Raw genomic sequence first — 249 nt, 5'->3', positions numbered from 1 at the left:
ATTTATGCTCGAAGAAGTTTTCTTCAATGAAACGCAAGCTCACCTGATTTTTCAGGGCAGCTATTTCATGATCGTCTTCATCCTTCTTTTGAGCCGTAGCAACCATTTCGTCATATGACTGCAGAACGTTATCGTGCCTTTTCTTAAATTCCTGTGCAACTTGACGTGTGCTGTAAAGTGCCTGTCCATTCATCTCATACAACATGCAGTCCGTATTAAGGATAAGTTTGCTCATATCTTCTCTCCCTT

1 pseudogene is annotated in these 249 nt (G+C 41.0%); it reads right to left on the bottom strand.

Going from position 1 to position 249, the window contains the following annotated elements:
* A pseudogene (locus PPOP_RS15415) lies at positions 1-235 on the bottom strand (Rha family transcriptional regulator); the annotation flags it as partial.
* Positions 236-249: the final 14 nt, after the last annotated feature.

Source organism: Paenibacillus popilliae ATCC 14706 (assembly GCF_000315235.1).
Lineage (GTDB): Bacteria > Bacillota > Bacilli > Paenibacillales > Paenibacillaceae > Paenibacillus_B > Paenibacillus_B popilliae.
This window is presented reverse-complemented; position numbering and strand designations above follow the sequence as displayed.